This window comes from Arthrobacter sp. NtRootA1, assembly GCF_019976975.1.
Lineage (GTDB): Bacteria > Actinomycetota > Actinomycetes > Actinomycetales > Micrococcaceae > Arthrobacter > Arthrobacter aromaticivorans.
Genome location: NZ_AP024630.1, coordinates 1683411 through 1697494, shown reverse-complemented (window position 1 = coordinate 1697494; position 14084 = coordinate 1683411). Strand labels below are relative to the sequence as shown.

Sequence of the window (14084 nt, the reverse complement as noted above, 5' to 3'; positions counted from 1 at the left end):
CTCAGCTCGAGTATGCACTGTTCTCATGCACGTAGTCGTGCGTGAGGTCATTGGTCCAGATGGTTGCCTCGGCGTCGCCGGCCTGAAGGTCGATGTCGACGTGCACTTCACGCGGTTCCAGGTCAACCAGGTTACGGTCCTCGCCGATGCTGCCGTTGCGGCAGATCTGCACGCCGTTCATGGACACGTTGAGCTGGTCCGGCTCGAACACGGCATCCGTGGTGCCCACTGCGGACAGCACCCGCCCCCAGTTGGGGTCCTTGCCGAAAATGGCGGCTTTGAAGAGGTTGGAACGTGCAACGGCACGGCTAACGATCTCGGCGTCGCGTTCGCTGGCTGCGTTGAAGGTACGGATAGCGATATCGTGGCTGGCACCTTCGGCGTCGCCAATGAGCTTACGTGCCAACTCCGCGCAGACCTTCGTGATGGCCTCGCTCAGCTGCTCCGCTGAGGGCAAAGCCTCCGAGGCGCCGGATGCCAGCAACACCACGGTGTCGTTGGTGGACATGCAGCCGTCAGAGTCCGCGCGGTCAAAGGTGACCCGCGTGGCATCGCGGAGGACGACGTCGAGCTCGTCCGACGGTACCTGGGCGTCAGTAGTGAGGACAACCAGCATCGTTGCCAGGCCGGGGGCCAGCATGCCGGCACCCTTGGCGATGCCGCCAACGGTGAATTGCTTGCCCTCAGCATCAGTTCCCGTGAAGACAGCTTCCTTGGAGACGCTGTCCGTAGTCATGATGGCTGTTGCAGCAGCCGAACCGCCGTCTGCCGAAAGCTCGCCGAATGCGGCTTCAACGCCCGGAAGGATCTTGTCCATGGGCAGTTGCTCACCGATGAGGCCAGTGGAGCAAACCACGACGTCGGAAGCTGAGACTCCCAGTACTTCCGCCACTTTCTCGGCCGTGGCGTGCGTGTTCTGGAATCCCTGCGGACCAGTGCAGGCGTTGGCTCCACCGGAATTAAGGATCACGGCGTCCACGCGTCCGTCGCTGACCACCTGGCGTGACCAGTGAACGGGTGCAGCGGCTACACGGTTTGAGGTGAAGACAGCAGCAGCGGACTTTTGCGGACCGTCGTTCACAACAAGGGCCAAGTCCGGGTTGCCGGATGCCTTGATGCCCGCTTTGATGCCGGAAGCCCGGAATCCCTTGGGTGCGGTAATGGTCACGGTGCAACTCCCTGCAGGTTCAGGCCGGCGGTTTCGTCCAGGCCGAGGGCAATATTCATGGACTGCACGGCTCCGCCGGCAGTTCCCTTGGTGAGGTTGTCGATGGCGCACGTCACGATCACACGGCCCGCGTGCTGGTCAAAAGCCACCTGCATGACGGCATGGTTGGAACCCTGCACCGACTTCGTAGTGGGCCAGTGGCCTTCCGGCAGGAGGTGGACGAACGGTTCGTCGTCGTAGGAGTCCGCCCAGGCTTGGCGCAGCTCCGCGTAGGTAACGCCGTGACCAACTTTTGCAGTGGCCGTGGTGAGGATGCCACGGCTCATCGGCGCCAAGGTGGGAGTAAAGGAGACGGTCACCGGCTCCCCTGCAGCGTTGGATAATCCCTGCTCGATTTCCGGCGTGTGCCGATGGCCGCCGCCAACACCGTAAGGACTCATGGAACCCATGACTTCGGAGCCGATCAGGTTGACCTTTGCGGCCTTGCCGGCACCGGAAGTACCGGACGCAGAGACAATCACGACGTCGTCCGTCAGGAGGAGATTATTGGCGAACCCGGGGGTCAAGGCGAGCAGGGCCGACGTCGGGTAGCATCCGGGAACGGCGATGCGCTTGGCACCCTTGAGGGCGTCGCGCTGTCCCGGCAATTCAGGGAGCCCATACGGCCAGGTGCCGGCATGGGCGGAGCCGTAAAACTTTTCCCACGTAGCCGCATCCTGCAGGCGGTGGTCCGCCCCGGCGTCGATGACAACCGTGCCTTCCGGCAGTTGGGCAGCGATCTCCGCAGAAGCGCCGTGCGGGAGTGCCAGGAAGACGACGTCATGCCCGGACAGGTTCTCCACAGTGGTGTCTTCCAGAATCCGGCTGGCCAAACCGTGGAGATGCGGCTGCAACTCCCCTAGTCTGGAACCGGCGTTGCTGTGCGCAGTGATAGCACCGATAGTGACGTTCGGATGGCCTGCAAGCAGGCGCAGCACTTCTCCCCCGGCGTAGCCGCTGGCACCGGAGACGGCAACAGAAATAGTCATAGCTCCACTGTACAGCAAAACTATTCATGGTTGCCGATATTTATGCATGCCGTCTTCTGCCAAGTGCAAGGCGTCACATAGGTTAGTGCCGACAGCGTATGCTTAGTGGAGGGTGATCCAGACCGTGCAGTCCGAACGTCGGCTGCAGCGTTGCCCGTTAGCGATACGGGGCACATATATGGCACCCACGTCCACCGCTGAGCGCCCCAAGACACGCGCAATTCAGCCAAACCCCGTTGTTCAAAGCTATTCGGAGCTCCTTAAGAGCGTGAAAGCTGCCGGTCTTCTCGAACGGCGCAGCGGGTTCTACATCTGGCTCTTCGTAGCCCTCATGATCCTCATGGCCGCCACCTGGACAGGCTTCGCCCTCTTGGGTGATTCCTGGTTCCAGCTCCTGATCGCAGCCGCCGTGGGTATCTTCTGTACACAGTTGAGCTTCCTGGCCCACGAGGCCGGACACAAGCAGATCTTCGCTTCCCGTCGTGCGAACGATTGGTCAGCCCGCCTCCTGGCAACAGGAGTCGCAGGCATCAGCTACTCCTGGTGGGAGCAAAAGCACGGTGCCCACCACAACCATCCCAACGTCATTTCCAAGGACCCTGACATCCGGAACAACGCGCTGGTCTTCTATGAAGATGCAGCCGCCGAACGCAAGGGACGCCTGGCCTTCCTGACCAAGAAGCAGGGCTGGTTCTTCTTCCCGCTCCTCACGCTCCTTGGCCTGAGCCTGCAATTCGACTCACTTCGCTTTGTCTTCGGCAAGCAGAAGGTCCGCCACCGCTGGGTGGAGACGCCTATCCTGGTGGCCCGTCTCACCGCTCTTCCGGTCCTCGCATTCACCTTCCTGCCCATCGGTATGGCCTTTGCGTTCCTCGGCGTGCAGATCATGGTGTACGGCTTCTACATGGGTGCTTCGTTTGCCCCCAACCACAAGGGCATGCCCGTCCTTCCCAAGGACAGCCGCGTCGACTTCCTCAACCGCCAGATCCTTACCTCCCGCAATATCTCGGGCGGACGCTTCATGGACTTCCTGCTGGGCGGACTGAACCGGCAGGTGGAACACCACTTGTTCCCTGACATGGCCCGGCCCCACCTTCACAAGGCAGCAGGAATCGTCCGCGAGTTCTGCACGAAGCACTCCATCCCCTACACGGAAACCACGCTGATTCAGTCCTACGGGATAGTAGTCAGCTATCTCAACGACGTAGGCCTGGCAGCTGGCCGCGGCTTCGACTGCCCCGTGGCTTCGACGCACGGACGCTTCTAGGCCTCCACAACCAAGGGCGGCATCCTTCATAGGATGGGTTCTGGAACCGGGCACCGGAAGGACCGTCCCGGAGTAAGGAGCCACCATGACGCACGCCATCGTTGCCCAGCAGCCCGGAGGACCTGAAGTCCTCGAATACGCCTCCGTGGAGCCTCCCACACCAGGTCCCGGGCAGCTGCTGATCAAGGTCGCAGCTGCCGGGGTCAATTTCATAGAGACCTACCAGCGCCGCGGCACCTACAAGGTTGACTACCCGTTCACCCCCGGCGCGGAAGCCGCCGGAACGATCGAAGCGATCGGTGAGGGCGTAGAGGACTTCTCGGTAGGTGACAGGATTGCCACGGCGGAGGCTTCGAAAACCTACGCTGAATACGCCGTCGTGGATGCTTCAAAGGCGCTCCCTGTCCCGGCCGGAGTCGACGACCATACGGCGGCTGCCCTGCCGCTGCAGGGAATCACCGCGCACTACCTCATGAACTCGTCCTTCCGCGTGGAACCCGGCCATACGGTGCTCCTGCACGCAGGAGCCGGCGGCGTGGGACTGCTTCTGACCCAGCTCCTGAAGGCCCGCGGTGCCAGGGTTATCACCACAGTTTCTTCGGACGAAAAGGCCGACCTCTCCAAGCTCGCCGGCGCGGACGAAGTCCTTCGCTATGAAGGCTTCGCGGACAAGGTCCGCGAGCTTACCGACGACGAGGGGGTGAACGTGGTGTACGACGGCGTGGGCAAGGATACGTTTGACGACTCCCTTCGAAGCCTGCGGATCAGGGGTGCCATGGTGCTCTTCGGCGCCGCGTCAGGGCCGGTCCCCCCGTTCGATCCCCAACGCCTGAACTCCGGCGGGTCCCTGTCATTGACCCGCCCCACCATGGGCCATTTCGTCCAGAACGTCCACGAGCGGCGTTGGCGTTCAGCTGAGATCTTCGAGGCCGCAGCAAACGGTACGCTGGCGGTTCGCGTCGGCGCTACCTACCCCCTGGCCGAAGCGGCCCAGGCGCACCGGGACCTTGAAGGGCGTCTCACCACAGGAAAGCTCCTCCTGCTTCCCTAATCGCCCCGCTCAGGGACCGGTCAACGCCGAGACCGCATCCAGCTACTTGGGCAGGCAAGTGAAAAAATCCCCGGAACCAGGAGGTTCCGGGGATTTCGTCGTATAAGAAGGCGTTATCGCTGGACTGCTCCGAAGCGCTCGGCAGCAACTGCTACTGCACCGGCCCGGGCTTCAGAAGCCTCATCGGCTGTCAGCGTACGGTCAGCGGCTCGGAAGCGAAGGCCGAAGGCCAAGGATTTCTTGCCTTCCTCAATGCCCGGTCCAACGTAGACATCGAACAATGCGACGTCTTCAAGGAGTTCGCCTGCACCTTCACGCAGCGCGGCAAGCACGTGGTCAGCCGGTACGTCCTGCGGAACCACCAAGGCGACATCCTGCGTCGCGACGGGGAATCCGGAGATGTGCTTGGCCACAATGACGTCGGCAGCAGCTTCGAAAAGAGCCTCTACGTTGACCTCGAGGGCCACAGAGCGGGCAGGCATGTCGTGGGCTGCGAGGAGCTTCGGGTGCAGCTCACCGGCGTAGCCCACAACGTCGCCGGATCGCAGCGCGAGCTGGGCGGCACGTCCCGGGTGATACGCCTGGTGGCTTCCCTGGCTGACTACAAGTTCAACGCCGAGAACGTCGGCGATGAGCCGGGCTACATCCAAAGCATCGGCCCAGTCCCAGGCACGAGGCGTGTGCGTTGCCGCCGCCGGCGAATCATGGCCAGTCAAGACAGCGGCGATGTGCAGCGGCTGGTGCGGGACGCCGTCGTACAGTGCATCCAGTACCTCATCCGAAGGCTTGACGCCCAGCGGTGGGATGGATTCGGTGCCGAGCCTCTCGCCGGGGAGGAAGACCGAACCGGCCTCGTAGAGTGCCAGGTCACGGAAGCCGCGGGAGTGGTTGCGGCGGGCAATCTCGATCAGTCCCGGCAGGATGGACGTACGGAGGTAACCGTGTTCCTCGCTGATGGGGTTCGCCAGCTTCAACGCCGCACGTTCTTCGCTCTCTTCAGGCACACCGAAGGTGTCATTGGCGGCCTTCGAGACGAACGGATAGGACAGGACTTCCGTGAGTCCGGCGTCTGCCAGTGCCTGCACAACGCGGCGCTTCTGCTGTTGGCTGCGGCTCAGGCCACGGCCGGGAGGTGCCACAGGCAAGGTGGCCGGAATGTTGTCATAACCAACCAGGCGGGCAATTTCCTCGGAGAGGTCTTCCTTGGTGTCGAGGTCGTTGCGCCAGCTTGGAGCTGTTACCAGATAACCAGTGGCAGTCTTTTCCACGGCAGCGCCAAGATCCACCAGCGACGTGGTGATTTGCTCTTCCGTGAAGTCGATCCCAATCCGGGCGGCAGCGAACTCTGCCGGCAGTTCGATGGTGACGGCGTCAGGCGCGGTTCCGACGTCGGTGCCGGTCTCGTCGGCGGTGCCACCAGCGAGTTCAACCAAGAGGTCCACGACGCGCTGGGCGGCGATATTGGCGACGTGCCAGTCAACGCCGCGCTCGAAACGCTTGGAAGCCTCGGACGGGAGCTTGTGCCGACGACGCGAACGGGCGATCGATACTTCATCGAAGTGAGCAGCTTCCACCAGGATGTTGGTGGTGGAATCTGAAACCTCTGTGTGGGCACCGCCCATGACCCCGGCGATGCCGATGGCTCCGGAGTCATCGGTGATCAGCAGGTCTTCGACGTCGAGCGTGCGCTCTTTGTCGTCCAGCGTGGTGATCTTCTCCCCCGCAACGGCGCGGCGAACCACGATGTCGCCGGCAAGTTTGTCGAGGTCGTAGCAGTGGTTCGGCTGGCCGAGTTCAAGCATGACGTAGTTGGAGATATCAACCGGCAGGGAGATGGAACGAACGCCGGCCAGGCGAAGACGTGCGGACATCCACGGCGGGGTGGGACGGGAAGCATCCACGCCACGCACCGTCCGTGCCACGAAGCGGTCACAGCCCGGCTTGCCGTAGATGGGGGCGTCGTCGTTGAGCTTGACGCCGTACCCGCCTTGGAGGCTGGCCGGAGCGTTGACCTTGGAGGCCGGGTCAACGAAGGATGTCCCGGTGGCGTGTGCGTACTCGCGTGCCACACCGCGAATGGAGAAGGCGTAGCCGCGGTCCGGCGTGACGTTGATTTCTGCAGCCTGGTCATAGAGACCAAGGAGTTGCATCGCGTCCGTGCCGATTTCCGGATCCAGCCCGATCCGTGAGAGGACCAGGATTCCATCGTGGTCATCGCCGATACCCAGCTCGCGGACGGAAGCGATCATGCCCGCAGACAGGTGACCGTAGGTCTTCCGTGCCGAAATCCGGAAGTCGCCGGGCAGCACAGCTCCGGGAAGCGTGACAACAACTTTGTCGCCTTCCACGAAGTTATGGGCGCCACAAATGATGCCCTGCACGCCGGAAGGATCGATTCCCTCGCCAGTCAGGGTCTGGTCCTGCCCTTCAGGGACAACACGGACCTGGCACCAGTTGATGGTCTTGCCATTGGATTGCGGTTCCTTGACCAGGCTCAGCACCTGGCCCACCACAATGGGACCCGTGAGTTCATCCGTGGGACGGTGGACTTCTTCTTCTTCAAAACCGACCTTGACCAGGTCCGCCATGACATCTTCGGCCGTAGCATCGGCCGGAACCTGCGCAAATTCACGCAACCAGGAAAGTGGGATACGCACTGTTAGATCTCCATCCCGAAGTGCTCGCTGAAACGTACATCGCCCTCGATCATGTCGCGCATATCGCCGACCTCGTTGCGGAACATGAGCGTGCGCTCGATGCCCATGCCGAAGGCAAAACCTGAATAGACGTCCGGATCGATGCCGGCAGCCCGGAGGACATTGGGGTTGACCATGCCGCAGCCGCCCCATTCGATCCAGCGGGGACCACCCTTGGCGCCGGGGTGCCAGATGTCCAGCTCAGCAGACGGCTCGGTGAACGGGAAGTAGTTCGGGCGCAGGCGAATCGAGGCTTCGTCGCCAAACATCTGGCGGGCGAAGTGCTCGAGCGTTCCACGGAGGTCGGCCATGCTCAGGTTCTTGTCGATCGCCAGGCCTTCGAACTGGTGGAAGACAGGCGTGTGTGTTGCATCGAGTTCATCCGTGCGGAACACCTTGCCCGGGCACAGCACGTAGATGGGGACTTCGCGCTCCAGCATGGAACGCACCTGCACAGGTGAGGTGTGGGTGCGCATCAGCAGATGCGCCTCCGGAGGCTCCACGAAGAACGTATCCTGCATTTCACGGGCCGGGTGGTCAGGTTTGAAGTTCAGGGCGTCAAAGTTGAACCACTCGGACTCGACCTCGGGGCCTTCGGCAATCTCCCAGCCCATGCCGACGAAGATGTCCGAAACACGGTCCTGCAGAGTAGACAGAGGATGACGCGCGCCGGCCCGGCGTCGACGCGGAGCAGCCGTGACATCAACGGTTTCCTCCACCAGGATCCGGGCGTCGTTCTCGGCTTCCAGGACTTCGGTCCGCGCTGCGAGCGCTTGGTTGACCCGGCCGCGCGAGGACCCCATGAGCTTTCCGGCGGCAGCCTTGTGCTCCTTGGCGAGGCCACCGATTTCACGGTTGGCCAGGCTCAGGGGCGACTTCTCTCCGGTGTGGGCGAGGCGGACAGCCTTGAGTTCTTCGAGGGAGGAGGCGGCCGCAATCGCGGCGATCGCATCCTCAACGGCGGCGTTGATGGCGGCTTCATCCAGCGGATTCGGGATGGCAGCGCCTGGCAAAGTGTCAGTCATCTACTGTTCTTAGCTACGAGTCGGGAGCGGCCGGCATGGCTGGCCTGCAAAACGAAAGGGCAGTGCTCACCGCGGACGGCAGACACTACCCTTCAGTCTAGTTGAAGCTCACAGGCGGAACTTAACCCCGTCGGCTTACTCCCGTCAGCACCCTAAGTACCCGACGTCGGTGGTGCGGCAGGTGGAGGAGGCACCTGGCCGTCGTCGGGCTTTGGTTCTTCCGCCTGCCACTGCGGATGCTGCGGCGCTTGTGGCTGAACGGGATGCGCCCCTGGCGTGTAACCCTGCCCTGCCCAATTTTGCTGGGGCGGCTGGAATCCTTGCTGGCCGGCCTGCTGAGGCTGGTTGTATGGAGCCGCCCCTGCGGGCGCCAGTGCCTGCTGGCCAGACTTCCTGCGCAGCAACACGAACAGGAGCACCAAGGCTGCGGCAATCACCAGTACGGCTACGAGCACCCATATGATCCACATTGGAACGCCGGGACTGGCCTCAGCCTTTGCCTGGACGGTGGTTTCGTTGATGGCGAGCATGTCGAAGGTGGCCGTATTGCCGTCCACCACAGCCCCCTTTGCCTCAACAACCTTGCCCGGGAACGTGAATTTGACGGTTGCTTCGTCGAAGATGGATTTGGCCATTCTGGCTGCGGAGGGATCGCTGCCGCCCGAGCCAGTGACTCCGCCCATGGTGATGACGTAGAAGTCCCCATCCCTCTTCAGCTCGAACGGCGATTCCGAACTCGATGCTTCGGCAAGCTTGGCCGGATCCAGATTAACCGCGCTGATCCGCTTCCCTTTGTACTTATCGTCCTCGTAGTCCACGACTGTGGAGCCCTCGGGGATGTCCATGTCTTCACTGCCGTTGCCATTGGTTTCCATGAATTCGTCGAAGGACCTCTCGCCCAAGACCGACTTTTGGATGGCGTAGACAACCTCGTAATCGAGGCTCTTTTCGTTGTTGACCTTCACCGCCATGTTGACCTTGAAGCAACCGGTCAGAGCCACCATGACTGCGATCATCACACCGACGACGCCGATGGCGCGTTTGACGTTCATTTTCCCTCTTCCCCCTAGAGTGCGTCGGCACCAGGCGCGCCCGGTGCGTGAACAGCGTATCCCCGCCGATCCTGCCGTGCCATACGCCACGGGTCTAGCATGTCTTCATGACTCCCGGGCAGCGACTAAGGCAAGTCGCAAACTTCCTGAACCTAACCACTCCGCTGGGGCTCATGGTCGCGCGAGCCTCCCGATCACGCATTTCGCGTGGGCCCCGCGGGCTGCTGATAGCAGCAGGGTACGCATGGAAGCTTCCACACGCCGGAGCGTTCACCGTGGGGAACGTCGTCCTCTACCGTGCAGCCCACGGCGTGGCAGGACGCAATGAGCTGCTCCTTGCCCACGAGGAACGGCACAGCACTCAGTACGCCTATTGCCTGGGGTTGCCGTTCCTCGTTTTCTACGGTGTCGCCGCCGGCTGGTCGATGCTGCGCACGGGCAATCCGGCGTCGAGGAATTTCTTTGAGCGGCAGGCCGGACTCGCAGCAGGCGGCTACATTGACCATCGAATCGAGGCCGAAGCATGAAACGCACGATTACCGTTACGGGAACGGCGAGCGCCAAGGCAGTTCCGGACCTGGTGACGCTGACTCTGGGCGTCGAGACGCGGAGGGAGACTGCATCCAAGGCATATGACGACGCCGGTAAGGCGGCCGCCGCCGTCGCCACCAGTTTGCGGGCGGCTGGCGTGCAGGATGCGGATCTACGCACCAGCGGCTTGAACCTTCGAGCAGACCTGGTGTGGGTGGAGGGGCAAGGACAGAAGGTCGCCGCCTATGTAGCGTCCACTAATGTGCGCGTCGGCATCCGATCACAATCGCAAGCGGGTGCCACCATTGCTGCGGCCGTGGCCGCCGGTGGGGACGAGATCCGGATCAACGGGATAGAGCAAGGATTTGCGGATACCTCTCCGGTCACCAGCCAGGCGCAGGAAGCAGCGTGGCAGGACGCGTTTCAGCGGGCGGAGCAGTACGCGTCCTTGGCGTCCGCCCGGCTGGGCCCGGTGGTTTCCATTTCCCAGCAACCTCTGCCGGGCTCCCCCATTCCGATGGGTGGACTCCTCAGGGCCTCCGCTGCTGAAGCACTTCCCATCGAGGCCGGCGAGTCGTCCGTGGCGGCAAGCGTCACTGTGGAATGGGAACTCTTGAAGCCCTAGGTCCATCCACCGGGGCCTGAACTGCCGTCCGCACCACCACTGCGATGCCGGCAGCCATGGCCTCGAGCGGCATGGACGGCGTCGCGCTCCCCACGGACACCTGCTGCGGAAGGTAGGGAAGATGGACAAATCCTCCCCGGACACCGTCCTTGGTTGCGAGAGCATGCATCAGTGCATAGAACACGTGGTTGCAGACGTAAGTTCCCGCGGACTGGGAGATCTCACCCTTGATGCCTTCGATCTGAAGATTCCGTAGGGCGGCTTTGATCGGCAGCGTCGAGAAGTAAGCTGCCGGGCCGCCAGGAACCACTTCCTCGTCGATGGGCCGCTTGCCCTTGTTATCCGGGATGCGGGCGTCATCGCAATTGATGGCTACACGCTCCAGCGAGACCCTTTCCCGCCCTCCCGCCAATCCAGCGCACACCACGACGTCCGGTGTCAGGGATTCGATGGCTGCCAGCAGGACTGTCGCCGCTTCACCGAACACGCAAGGCAGCTCTAAAGCTTCCACCATGTGCCCCTCCGAACGAAGGATGTCGCGAGCGCGCTGGACGGCCTGCCAGGAAGGGTTAACGTTCTCTTCGCCAAACGGTTCGAAGCCAGTCAGCAGAATCATGGGCCAACCTTAGCAATGTCCGGAATCGGCATTCGAGGTCCTTGACATTTATTCGAACATACATTCGAATGGAGTGCATGAGATGGGACGCACAAGCACTTTCGCCGACGCGTGGACCGGCGTCCGAAAGCGTTGACAGTATGGCTCTTGGCCCTGCCCCGGCCATGGACGCCCTACTGCCGCTGGCCGGGTTTGTGCGTTCCGTCTCAACACCCGAATTCTCCGGAGTCACCTTCCATGAGGTCACCGCAAAGTCAGTGCTCAACAAGGTGCCTTCGGGTTCCAATATGCCTTTCGAATGGACAGTGAATCCCTACAGGGGCTGCAGCCATGCCTGCGTCTATTGCTTCGCCCGGAAGACGCACACCTACCTGGAGTTCGACGCCGGACGCGACTTCGACTCCCAGGTGGTAGTCAAGATAAACGCGGCAGAGGTCCTTCGGAAGGAACTGGCCAAACCCTCCTGGGAACGGCACCAAGTTGCCCTCGGAACCAACACCGACCCCTACCAGCGCGCCGAAGGCCGATACGCGCTGATGCCGGGGATCATCCGGGCACTTGCCGATTCCGGCACACCGTTTTCAATCCTGACCAAAGGCACGTTGCTTGCCCGGGATATTCCCCTGCTCAAGCATGCGGCTACCCAGGTACCCGTGGACCTGGGTATCTCGCTGGCCATGACCAACGAGGACCTTGCAGAGATTGTTGAACCCGGCACCCCATCCCCGAGGGCCCGCCTCAAGCTCATTGCGCGGCTACGTGAGGCAGGTCTGGGTTGCGGAGTCATGGCTATGCCCATCCTGCCTTGGCTCACGGATTCAGACGAAGCCCTTGAGTCCTTGTTCTCGGAACTAGCCAACGCCGGCGCCACAGGCGTCACTGCAGGAGCCCTCTACCTTAAGCCGGGTACACGTGAGTGGTACATGAAGTGGCTCGCCGCCCACCATCCCGAACTTGTAGGACGGTACCGTCGCTTGTACGGGCAGGGATCGTATGCGTCAAAGGAGTACCGCTCCTGGTTGTCGGCCAGGATCAATCACTTCAAAGCCAAGCATGGCTTTACCGGAACGCAAGGCTTCAGCCACCGCAATGCCCGGTCAGCCACCACCCCGGCCTCGGGCCCGGAGCCTGCAGTTGGGACGCCGCTGCCAGGGCAAGAACCACTTTTCTAAGCTGCTAGGCCCGTTTTCCAAGCAGCTAGGCCAGTGCAGTCACGCGTTCCAGCAACGCCCGGACTATAGGGAAGTCAGCCGGGATCCAGGCCAGGCCAAGAGCTTCTTTGTCATCAAGCAGGGATACCCAGCGCAGCTCGTCGTGATCCTCAAGAGCACGAGGTGTGCCTTCAGCGAGTTCCGCCAACCAGACACGCATAGCCGCGCGCTCATTGAGGGGCCACCCCGCGGCCTCACCAGACTCCAGCTCCGCCCCCAGCCGGACCGTAACTCCCAGCTCCTCCGCGAGCTCCCGATGAAGGGCAGCTTCGGCCGACTCGCCCTCCTCTACTTTGCCGCCGGGAAATTCCCACATTCCGGCGAACTGCGGGGGTGCAGTGCGGCGGGCTACAAGGAGTCGGGCCGGGGCGTCCAGGGAGTCGACGACGGCGGCGCCCACCACGTTTATCAGTCCAGTCACTGAAACAGTCTATGGGTGGCGCGTAGCATGGGCATCGTCACATACCGACGTCAAGTCGCGGTCACGGGACTAAGCTTGTTATCGGATTTTCTCCACCTTTTCCCAGCCCTCAAGGCACCTCACGAAGCAGGCTCATGACTATCACTGTGTCCCCACCCGCCGTCGCCAAAACAGCAAGGCGCCACCTGGGCTTGGCCATCCTCGCGCTGGCCACGGGCGGGTTCGCCATCGGCACCACCGAGTTCGCCATGATGGGTCTTCTCAAGGAAATCGAGGAAGGACTGGGCATCAGCACTCCCGAGGCCGGCAACCTCATCTCCGCCTATGCCTTGGGCGTTGTCATCGGAGCGCCCGTCTTCGCCGCATTCGGAGCCAAGCTTCCCAGGAAGTACCTGGCGCTGGGGTTGATGCTGTTCCTCTCCATCGCCAACCTGACCTCTTTTATTGCTCCCGACTACGGTTTCATGCTGCTCTCCCGCTTCGCTTCCGGGCTCCCCCACGGCGCGTTCTTCGGTGTGGCTGCCGTCATTGCTGCCGGCTTGGTGGCACCCACAAAACGCGGTTGGGCCATCTCCATGGTGATGGCAGGCCTCACCGTCTCCAACGTCATCGGCGTGCCTGTGGCCACCTGGGTCGGGCAGACCTTCGGGTGGCGCCTTCTCTTCATCATCGTGGGGGCCATCGGCCTGCTGACCGTGGTCATGGTCTGGAAATTCGTCCCCTTCGAAGCAGCGCACCCTGAGGCGAGTATTCGACGCGAACTCGGTGCCCTCAAGCGGCTTCAAGTATGGCTTGCTTTACTGATCGGCATCATCGGCTTTGGTGGGTTCTTCGCCGTCTACACCTACATCGCGCACACCATGACCGGCGTGGCAGGGATACCCGAAAGCCTCATTCCGGCAGTCGTGGCGCTCTACGGACTCGGCATGGTTGCGGGCAACATCATCGGTGGCCGCATCGCGGACAAGTCCGTTATGGGCACCATCTATTGGGTCATGCCGGGCATCGCCGCAGCATTGGTGGTTTACGCCATTGCCGCCCACTGGGCTTGGTCCGCCTTCATCATGGCCTTCGTCGTTGGCGGCATAGGCTCCATGCTCACGCCAGCGTTGCAGACCCGTCTCCTGGATGCCGCTCCAGGCGCTGCCTCGCTCGCTTCGTCACTGAACCACTCCGCCCTCAACATTGCCAATGCACTGGGGGCCTTCCTCGGCGGGACCGTGATTGCCTGGGGTTGGGGCTACGTGGCTCCGGCCCTTGTGGGTGCCGTCCTTGCCATCCTCGGCTTGGGAGTTGCCATCATCAGCGGACTGCTGGAACGCAAGAAGCCGCTGGCTACCTCATGAATCGCTAGAGCGTGATCCAACTGCTGGATACCGCAACAAAGAAAGAT

13 protein-coding genes are annotated in these 14084 nt (G+C 62.3%); 6 read left to right on the top strand and 7 right to left on the bottom strand.

Features of this window, described 5'->3' with window-relative positions; translation table 11 throughout:
* Position 1: 1 nt before the first annotated feature.
* Together argJ and argC are read right to left on the bottom strand one after the other, a co-directional pair.
* Positions 2-1168: a bifunctional glutamate N-acetyltransferase/amino-acid acetyltransferase ArgJ gene (gene argJ, locus LDN90_RS07815; protein ID WP_223948582.1), complete on the bottom strand. Its 1167-nt coding sequence runs from the start codon at positions 1166-1168 to the stop codon at positions 2-4.
* A complete protein-coding gene (gene argC, locus LDN90_RS07810) occupies positions 1165-2196 on the bottom strand; it encodes an N-acetyl-gamma-glutamyl-phosphate reductase (protein ID WP_223948581.1) in 1032 nt (343 codons plus the stop codon). The genes argJ and argC overlap by 4 nt, the downstream gene beginning before the upstream one ends.
* 178 nt (positions 2197-2374) lie before the next feature.
* On the opposite strand from argC, the gene LDN90_RS07805 reads away from it, so the two are divergent.
* A complete protein-coding gene (locus LDN90_RS07805) occupies positions 2375-3463 on the top strand; it encodes an acyl-CoA desaturase (protein ID WP_216925226.1) in 1089 nt (362 codons plus the stop codon).
* Positions 3464-3548: 85 nt separating this feature from the next.
* On the top strand, positions 3549-4514 hold the full coding sequence (locus LDN90_RS07800) for a quinone oxidoreductase (RefSeq protein ID WP_223948580.1): 966 nt from the start codon (positions 3549-3551) through the stop codon (positions 4512-4514).
* Positions 4515-4627: 113 nt separating this feature from the next.
* Here LDN90_RS07800 and pheT read toward each other — a convergent pair whose 3' ends face one another.
* The 3 genes from pheT to LDN90_RS07785 all read right to left on the bottom strand — a co-directional run bounded on the left by pheT (position 4628) and on the right by LDN90_RS07785 (position 9287).
* A complete protein-coding gene (pheT, locus tag LDN90_RS07795) occupies positions 4628-7171 on the bottom strand; it encodes a phenylalanine--tRNA ligase subunit beta (RefSeq protein WP_223948579.1) in 2544 nt (847 codons plus the stop codon).
* 2 nt (positions 7172-7173) lie between these two features.
* Positions 7174-8235 carry a phenylalanine--tRNA ligase subunit alpha gene (gene pheS / locus LDN90_RS07790; RefSeq protein ID WP_223936608.1) on the bottom strand — a complete coding sequence of 354 codons (1062 nt, stop codon included), beginning with the start codon at positions 8233-8235 and terminating at the stop codon, positions 7174-7176.
* 152 nt (positions 8236-8387) lie between these two features.
* Positions 8388-9287, bottom strand: a complete 900-nt coding sequence (locus tag LDN90_RS07785; protein ID WP_223948578.1) for a hypothetical protein — start codon at positions 9285-9287, stop codon at positions 8388-8390.
* 107 nt (positions 9288-9394) lie between these two features.
* Here LDN90_RS07785 and LDN90_RS07780 point away from each other — a divergent pair, with 107 nt between their 5' ends.
* Positions 9395-9814, top strand: a complete 420-nt coding sequence (locus tag LDN90_RS07780) for a hypothetical protein (RefSeq protein ID WP_216925231.1) — start codon at positions 9395-9397, stop codon at positions 9812-9814.
* On the top strand, positions 9811-10443 hold the full coding sequence (locus LDN90_RS07775; RefSeq protein WP_223948577.1) for an SIMPL domain-containing protein: 633 nt from the start codon (positions 9811-9813) through the stop codon (positions 10441-10443). The genes LDN90_RS07780 and LDN90_RS07775 overlap by 4 nt, the downstream gene beginning before the upstream one ends.
* Here the strand turns inward: LDN90_RS07775 and pcp are convergent.
* The gene (pcp, locus tag LDN90_RS07770) at positions 10412-11059 is read right to left on the bottom strand and encodes a pyroglutamyl-peptidase I (protein WP_223948576.1); all 648 of its coding nucleotides are present in this window, start codon (positions 11057-11059) and stop codon (positions 10412-10414) included. The genes LDN90_RS07775 and pcp overlap by 32 nt on opposite strands.
* Before the next feature lie 77 nt (positions 11060-11136).
* On the opposite strand from pcp, the gene LDN90_RS07765 reads away from it, so the two are divergent.
* Positions 11137-12231, top strand: coding sequence for an Rv2578c family radical SAM protein (locus LDN90_RS07765; RefSeq protein WP_223948575.1), 1095 nt, complete (start codon positions 11137-11139; stop codon positions 12229-12231).
* Between the two features lie 25 nt (positions 12232-12256).
* On the opposite strand, the gene LDN90_RS07760 is transcribed toward LDN90_RS07765, so the two are convergent.
* Positions 12257-12691 (bottom strand): (deoxy)nucleoside triphosphate pyrophosphohydrolase, encoded by a 435-nt coding sequence (locus LDN90_RS07760; protein WP_223948574.1) that lies wholly within the window; start codon positions 12689-12691, stop codon positions 12257-12259.
* A gap of 134 nt (positions 12692-12825) precedes the next feature.
* Between LDN90_RS07760 and LDN90_RS07755 the strand changes: the two genes are divergently transcribed.
* Positions 12826-14037, top strand: coding sequence for an MFS transporter (locus LDN90_RS07755; RefSeq protein ID WP_223948573.1), 1212 nt, complete (start codon positions 12826-12828; stop codon positions 14035-14037).
* Positions 14038-14084 lie beyond the last annotated feature (47 nt).

Coding starts and splice junctions, on each gene's coding strand:
- argC (WP_223948581.1), bottom strand. CDS start 2,196: ATGACTATTTCTGTTGCCGTCTCCGGTGCCAGCGGCTACGCCGGGGGA.
- LDN90_RS07805 (WP_216925226.1), top strand. CDS start 2,375: ATGGCACCCACGTCCACCGCTGAGCGCCCCAAGACACGCGCAATTCAG.
- LDN90_RS07800 (WP_223948580.1), top strand. CDS start 3,549: ATGACGCACGCCATCGTTGCCCAGCAGCCCGGAGGACCTGAAGTCCTC.
- pheS (WP_223936608.1), bottom strand. CDS start 8,235: ATGACTGACACTTTGCCAGGCGCTGCCATCCCGAATCCGCTGGATGAA.
- LDN90_RS07785 (WP_223948578.1), bottom strand. CDS start 9,287: ATGAACGTCAAACGCGCCATCGGCGTCGTCGGTGTGATGATCGCAGTC.
- LDN90_RS07780 (WP_216925231.1), top strand. CDS start 9,395: ATGACTCCCGGGCAGCGACTAAGGCAAGTCGCAAACTTCCTGAACCTA.
- LDN90_RS07775 (WP_223948577.1), top strand. CDS start 9,811: ATGAAACGCACGATTACCGTTACGGGAACGGCGAGCGCCAAGGCAGTT.
- pcp (WP_223948576.1), bottom strand. CDS start 11,059: ATGATTCTGCTGACTGGCTTCGAACCGTTTGGCGAAGAGAACGTTAAC.
- LDN90_RS07765 (WP_223948575.1), top strand. CDS start 11,137: ATGAGATGGGACGCACAAGCACTTTCGCCGACGCGTGGACCGGCGTCC.
- LDN90_RS07755 (WP_223948573.1), top strand. CDS start 12,826: ATGACTATCACTGTGTCCCCACCCGCCGTCGCCAAAACAGCAAGGCGC.